The sequence below is a fragment of the Agrobacterium sp. DKPNP3 genome (genome assembly GCF_052686535.1).
The window spans coordinates 38,684-45,076 of sequence record NZ_JBQYSN010000035.1 but is presented as its reverse complement, the minus strand read 5'-3'; the positions used below and the strand labels follow the sequence as shown (position 1 = coordinate 45,076).

Sequence of the window (6,393 nt, the reverse complement as noted above, 5' to 3'; positions counted from 1 at the left end):
AGCTCCGGCCCGAGGCCGCCAACCTCGCGCAGGGCTTTCGTGCGCACGGCATAGTGCGAACCGATGCAGAGCGGCGCCCAGCCATTATTATAACCCAGCTGCAGCGCGCCATGCAGGCTCGCTTCGGCATAGAGCCTGCCGCGGGCGGCCCAGCTTTCACCGGCGTTGGCGTCGCAGATGCTCGGAGCCGAAACATATCCAACCGCCGGATCGGCAAAGGGACGCATGATCTCACGGAGATAATCGGGTTGAGGTACATGGTCGGCATCGAACTGCGCGACGAAATCATAACGTTCATAACCGTAATGATCGTAGAAATAGGCAAGATTGCCTTCCTTGCAGCGTGTGCGCCGCGGCCAGGTCTTGCGATGATAGTCGGCGACGCCCTGCCGGGTCGAAACGAAAACTCCGTGCGCGCCGCACCATTTCAGCGTCTGGGCATCCGGCGCTTCATCGGCCAGCCAGACATCGAACTCAAGACCCTTTTGCTCGAGCATGGCAAGCAGCGTCTTTTCCACGACCGCAAAAGGTTCCGAGGGCGCCTTGGTGACGACCATCGCCACCCGGCCGCGCGGCAGCGGCGAACGGCGGTCGACGACCTTCGCGTTCAGAAAGATGAAGATGAAATAGGAGGGCAGAAGCGTGATCCACGCGAGCGTGACCGTGACGATCGTGTAATAGGGCCAGTCGACCACCCGGTCGCGGTCGAGCCACCAGATCCAGAAGTAAGCAAGCGTTACCAGCCAGCCACCGATGCCGAGCAGATAGGCGATACGGTTCCAGCCGGCAAAGACAGGCAGCATCCGCAAGTGGACGGCCCCTGCAGCGGCGGCGGCTTTGGGCACCGAAGGAATGGCGTGTTCCTTCATGACCGCACCTCCAGCCCGAAACCGGGGCCAGCTGTGCGGATGATGGTGTCTATATCGGAGCGCGTGGGAGTGAAACCGAGGGTTTCTTCCGCACGTTTGATATCCGCAAACAGCGCGGGCGGGTCGCCGGCACGCCGGGCGCGGAAATGGACTGGCACCTCCTGCCCCGTGACACGGTGGATGGCGCGAATGATATCCCCCACCGAGGTACCGCGGCCGGACCCCAGATTGACCCGCAGCGTCTCCCCGCCATCTATGAGATATTTGACAGCGGCGACGTGCGCATCGGCAAGATCGGTGACGTGGATGTAATCACGAACGCACGTGCCATCGGTGGTGTCATAATCCGCACCGAAAACGTCCAGTTGCGGCAGCTTGGCAGCGGCAGCCATCAGCGCACGCGGGATCAGATGGGTTTCAGGCTCGTGCCGTTCGTAAAGCTCGCCATCCGGATCGGCTCCCGCCGCATTGAAGTAGCGCAATGCCACGAACCGCAGGCCATAGGCAGCGGCATAGTCTTCCAGCGCCATCTCGAAAATCAGCTTGGTTCGCCCGTAAGGGTTGACCGGCATCTGCGCAGTTTCCTCGCGGATCGGCAATTGCGGCGGCACGCCATAGGTTGCGCAGCTGGAAGAAAACACCAGACCGCCGATATTTTCGTCGAGGCAGGCATCCAGCAGCGCCAGGCTCCCGGCAACATTGTTGCGGTAATATTTGCGCGGATCCTCTACGGATTCACCGACATAGGCATTGGCCGCACAGTGGATGACGAAGGATGGCGCGAATTCCCGGAGCGTTGCTCTCAGGAGGCCGTTGTCGAGAATGTCGCCCTCGATAAAGGGACCCCATCGAACCGAATCCGCATGGCCGGTCGAAAGATTGTCGTATGCGATGGGCCTGAAGCCGGATCGTGCAAGCGCCTTGCAGATGTGGCTGCCTATGAAGCCGGCCCCGCCCGTGACGAGGATTGTGCGTGGCATGTCATGCGACCTCCGCCACGGCCTTGCCTGCCAGCATCGCATCGAAATAAGCGATGGTTCTCTCCAGGCCGATTTCAAGCGGTACGCGCGGCTGCCATCTCAGCAACTCGTTTGCCCGTGAGATATCGGGGCGACGCTGCTGGGGGTCGTCGACCGCTGCAGCCAGATGCACGATGCGCGACCGCGAGCCTGTCATGCGGATGACGATATCGGCCAGTTGCCGCACCGGAATTTCCGTCGGGTTACCAAGGTTGATCGGCCCGGTGCAGTCTTTCGACTTCGCCGAGAAGCGCACGAAGCCGTCGATGAGGTCATCGACATAGCAGAAGGACCGCGTCTGGCTGCCATCGCCGTAAATGGTAATGTCGTCGCCCTTCAGCGCCTGGACGATGAAATTCGAAACGACGCGGCCGTCATCAGGGCGCATACGCGGCCCATAGGTGTTGAAGATACGTCCCACCTTGATGTCGACGCCAAAAGTTCGGTGATAATCGAAAAACAGCGTTTCTGCGCTGCGCTTGCCTTCATCGTAGCAAGCTCGCGGCCCGATTGTATTTACATTGCCGAAATAGGTTTCGGGCTGCGGATTGACATGAGGGTCGCCATAAACCTCCGAGGTCGAAGACTGTACGACGGTTGCACCGCACTTGCGCGCCACCTCAAGCACATTGACCGCGCCAAGCACATTGGTCAGCAGCGTGCCGACAGGGTCGCGCTGATAGTCGGGCGGCGACGCTGGTGAAGCGAAATTAAAGATCAGCGATACATCGATATCATAGGGCTTGCGAACATCGTGCTCGACCAGCGAAAACCGCTTATTTTCCCGCAAATGGGCAACATTTGCCGTGCGTCCGGTGGAAAGATCGTCGAGGCAGATCACCTCGTGGCCGCTGCTCAGCAGGCGCTCGCAAAGATGGGAGCCCAAAAAACCAGCCCCACCATTAACGAGGACACGTTGACCAGGTTTCCATTCCGAATAAATGGTTACGCCATTGTCGTGATCGTTGGGAACGAAATTACGCATGACACACGTCTCCCCATGAGGAATCAGCACGGCTGATCCAACTAGCTTTGATCAAACTTCAGATTGCACGGCATTTTGAATATCACCCTCCGGTTTTTACTTCTTCTGGAGGAATTAATATTCACATTCGAAACTTTTCAACTTCCATGATAGGCATAGCCAAAGACAGGTCAACTCTATTTTATCGAAATATTACAATTGATTACCCTAGATTGCTCGAAATAACCCGTCCGTTTAATCCTTTTTAATTATGCCTCTATTATGCCTATCTTATTGAGCATTAGCGCAAGCTTCGCTCAACCCGTCGGGTCTATGTTGGTTTTGTAAGGCTCGGTCCACCGGGATCAAAACCGCCCGGCGAGATGCGACAGACAGTCGGTTTCAGGGGACATAAACCATGAATGAAATGCCTTATTCCCATAGCGGCAAAACACGCCATTTTCGCCTGGCGCTTGTTGCCGCAGCACTCGCAACTTTGACTTTCGCAACGGCATCATGTTCCGTCGTCGAAGACGCTGTTCTGATCAAGGCCGCGTCTGCCGACAGCGCAACCGTCAAGACCCGGGTTGCTCAGTCGAAGGCATCCTATGGCTATCAAAAAACCGGCAACGCGGCCGTCACTCTGGTCGCCGATGCCGCAGACACGCCAGCGGCATCACGGCAGCCTTCCTGGGGCTCATCTCCATACATCTGCTCGCCGAGCGGATTCGGGCAGAAATCCCGCTGCTTCCTGAGACCCTGAGCCTCCGGAAAACCGGAGAACTGGCGTCGGGGCTGATGGTCGCCCTGACGCTCAGTTCTTCCAGCCGCCGGAGACCGTCGCGTCTTCATCTTTACTGAAGAAGCGCGACGCGGCCTCCGTGCGGTTGCGCACGTTCATTTTCTTATAAATATTGCGAACGTGGACCTTGACGGTGTTCTCGGACAGACGAAGCCGATCGGCGATGATCTTGTTTTGCGTACCCTTGCAAAGCAGGTCAAGAATTTGCACCTCGCGCGTCGTTAGCGCCGCCATCTCGCTCTTGGACGCGGCCAAGGCATCGGCGCGGTTGGCGATCACACGGTTGTCCCGCACGCTCTTGGTGCTGACGGAAGAGGTATGGGGCGTAAGCCTGCCGAGAAGAGCTGCCGGAAAATGCTCCCCGCCCTTCATGAGCAGATCCACCGCCGCCATGAACACATCGAGCCTCAGGTTGAGCGGCAGCACGCCATCAATGACACGCATCCCCACCAGCGTCTTTAGCGACTCCTCGAACTTGTCGATTGTTTCCACAACAAGCGCGATCGGGGCATCCGGGTGCTTTTCACGAACATCAGAAAGAACAACCTGCAGGCGCTCTCCTGCCATACGGTAAGGCAGAACCAACCGCACATCGTTGCCGTAATCCTCCTCGACCTCGCCTGACGACGGAATACTAACCACAGCGAACGATGGGAACTTTTTGCCCAGCGCCTCCATGAGACACTCGGAAAAAAGGTCCGGATCCGCTATCACCAATACTGTACCATTTATAGGAATCCCGGCGGTTTTTTGTTTAGCCGTATAATCTGACGTTCCCATGAACATTGACGCCTCCCTCAAGGGCTTACGCGTTACTATCTTTTGGTTGTACAGTCTCTTGCCCGCAGAGTACCCCTCCTCCCCGGATAGCCAGGGACGATTTTCCGCGTCATGCCATGTCAACTATTATTAATCACCCGTTAATTCAGACACGCTAATACGAAAAGCTGTGTAAATAAATGGCCCAAACGGGTTATTTTTTACAATTGACATACAAAATAGGTTACGGCGGGATAGAATCATTCATCCTCGTTCTACCCTGAAACAAGCACCGCGAAAAAACTTTCCCTTTGGTTTCACTATCTGGAAGAACGAAACTTTAGGTTGATATTCGTTCGCATAGCCCCGAAGCGCAGGATGCGCGGGCTGTGCCATTCTGGGATGAAGACGCCTTCCGGCCAAAATAAACCATGTTTCCGGAAAACCCGGATATTTCTGGCTGCGGCTCGAATTTCCAGCGAACTTGAGCGCTGAAAGGCACCCGAAAGACTATACTTTCGCAACAAGCGCCGTGGTGTCTAACCCAAATTGATAGCTAGGAAGCAAAATTTTTCTGCGGCACAGTCTGACCGTCGCTGAACGGCGGCTGACGAAAAGATGCTTCCGGTCCTGACGTGTGTTTGAAGACACCGGTCTCTTTTCAAAAAACAAGCAAGTGAAAAAGACGAGGCCACCGCGCTCCCCATCGGAGCGAGGAACGGATTTGTGCGCCGTTTTAACGAGTAGCGCACAAGGGCTGAATGACAAGAGCCCGGCTACGGGCCGATACCAAGCCGCAGATGATGCGTCATGAGTCCATCTGCAAACATCAATCTTCATACTATTCGGGGCAAGCGCGATAAAATCCCATTTGAGATGAGAGGGATTTCGAAAGCTGCTCCGAGCTTTTTCGGAGGAAATCGAAATGGGTTACAAGCCACAGCCTGCTGGCGACGACATCACCAAGATCGGCGCACTTTCCGAGGGTTTTGCTAACACCTCGACCAACGACGCCGATGTCGACGACAGCAATGTCGGTACCGCGAACGGCGAAAACCGCAACAACGATTACAGCGACAACAGCACGGACAACAGCTCGCATGTTGATCTCGACGCTACGGTCGATGTGGCTGTTGGCAACGGTGACAATCGCGACAACGACTACGACTGGAGCTACGAAAGCAAGTCGTACAGCGACAACGACACCATCACCAAGACGACCACCATCAACGACAACGACACCGACTATGACTGGAGCTACAGCTCCAAGTCCTACAGCGACAACGACACAACTGTGCAGACGATTACGGAAACGGATACCAAGACGTTCTCCTACTCCGACAACGACACGTCAGTGGCGACGACCACCACCACCGGCAGCTTCAACTCGTCAGACAGCTACTACACGTCCGATGACGACTTCGGCAACGTTGGGGGTGTCGCGGATGTCGGCAATCTCGGCATCGCCGGCGGGGACCTCACCTTCAACCTGGGTGACGACTTCTCCTTCACCCTTGATGTCGACAACATCCTCAACAGCTCGCTCAATGGCGAAGGCAACGACACCGGCTTCAGCATGGTGCAGGCCAACCACTTGGCGGACCAGGATCAGGCCTGGGACGTCGACATGCAGAACGGTGGCGCTCAAAACCACCTCAGCGCCAATGCCGGCGACGCCTATGGTGCTGAAGGCATGGACGGCAATTGCTGGGACCTCAACGCCGGCGACGACGCAGCAGGTTCGAGCACGGCAGATGCATCGGCAATCCTGGCAAACTCCGGCTTCCATCTGGAACTGGTGCAGGGCGCTAACATGCTCTCCAACGCTGTTGACGTCACGATCACAGGCGGCAACTCCAGCGTTTCGGACGTTGGTGAAGACCACTCCTGATATCCACCCTTGGTGAAACGAACTGCACCGGCACGCGCCGGTGCAGTTTGCGGTTGATCGACCAGGTCAGGCAAATGACACACCGTCCT

The 6,393-nt window shown here is 56.6% G+C and carries 6 protein-coding genes; 2 read left to right on the top strand and 4 right to left on the bottom strand.

Features of this window, described 5'->3' with window-relative positions:
• The 3 genes from ACUTJJ_RS12055 to ACUTJJ_RS12045 all read right to left on the bottom strand — a co-directional run.
• Positions 1–869, bottom strand: an 869-nt coding sequence (locus ACUTJJ_RS12055; protein WP_445542322.1) for a glycosyltransferase, incomplete at its 3' end; no start/stop codon positions are given.
• A complete protein-coding gene (gene galE, locus ACUTJJ_RS12050; RefSeq protein ID WP_445542321.1) occupies positions 866–1,849 on the bottom strand; it encodes a UDP-glucose 4-epimerase GalE in 984 nt (327 codons plus the stop codon). The genes galE and ACUTJJ_RS12055, both read right to left, overlap by 4 nt.
• A gap of 1 nt (position 1,850) precedes the next feature.
• Entirely contained in the window at positions 1,851–2,873 is a 1,023-nt protein-coding gene (locus tag ACUTJJ_RS12045) for a UDP-glucuronic acid decarboxylase family protein (protein WP_445542320.1), read from the bottom strand.
• A 397-nt stretch (positions 2,874–3,270) separates the two neighbouring features.
• On the opposite strand from ACUTJJ_RS12045, the gene ACUTJJ_RS12040 reads away from it, so the two are divergent.
• A complete protein-coding gene (locus ACUTJJ_RS12040; protein ID WP_445542319.1) occupies positions 3,271–3,615 on the top strand; it encodes a hypothetical protein in 345 nt (114 codons plus the stop codon).
• Positions 3,616–3,666: 51 nt separating this feature from the next.
• Here the strand turns inward: ACUTJJ_RS12040 and ACUTJJ_RS12035 are convergent, their stop codons facing one another.
• A complete protein-coding gene (locus tag ACUTJJ_RS12035; protein WP_445542318.1) occupies positions 3,667–4,440 on the bottom strand; it encodes a helix-turn-helix transcriptional regulator in 774 nt (257 codons plus the stop codon).
• 898 nt (positions 4,441–5,338) lie between these two features.
• Between ACUTJJ_RS12035 and ACUTJJ_RS12030 the strand changes: the two genes are divergently transcribed.
• The gene (locus ACUTJJ_RS12030; RefSeq protein ID WP_063950047.1) at positions 5,339–6,304 is read left to right on the top strand and encodes a hypothetical protein; all 966 of its coding nucleotides are present in this window, start codon (positions 5,339–5,341) and stop codon (positions 6,302–6,304) included.
• Positions 6,305–6,393: the final 89 nt, after the last annotated feature.

Coding starts and splice junctions, on each gene's coding strand:
- galE (WP_445542321.1), bottom strand. CDS start 1,849: ATGCCACGCACAATCCTCGTCACGGGCGGGGCCGGCTTCATAGGCAGC.
- ACUTJJ_RS12045 (WP_445542320.1), bottom strand. CDS start 2,873: ATGCGTAATTTCGTTCCCAACGATCACGACAATGGCGTAACCATTTAT.
- ACUTJJ_RS12040 (WP_445542319.1), top strand. CDS start 3,271: ATGAATGAAATGCCTTATTCCCATAGCGGCAAAACACGCCATTTTCGC.
- ACUTJJ_RS12035 (WP_445542318.1), bottom strand. CDS start 4,440: ATGTTCATGGGAACGTCAGATTATACGGCTAAACAAAAAACCGCCGGG.
- ACUTJJ_RS12030 (WP_063950047.1), top strand. CDS start 5,339: ATGGGTTACAAGCCACAGCCTGCTGGCGACGACATCACCAAGATCGGC.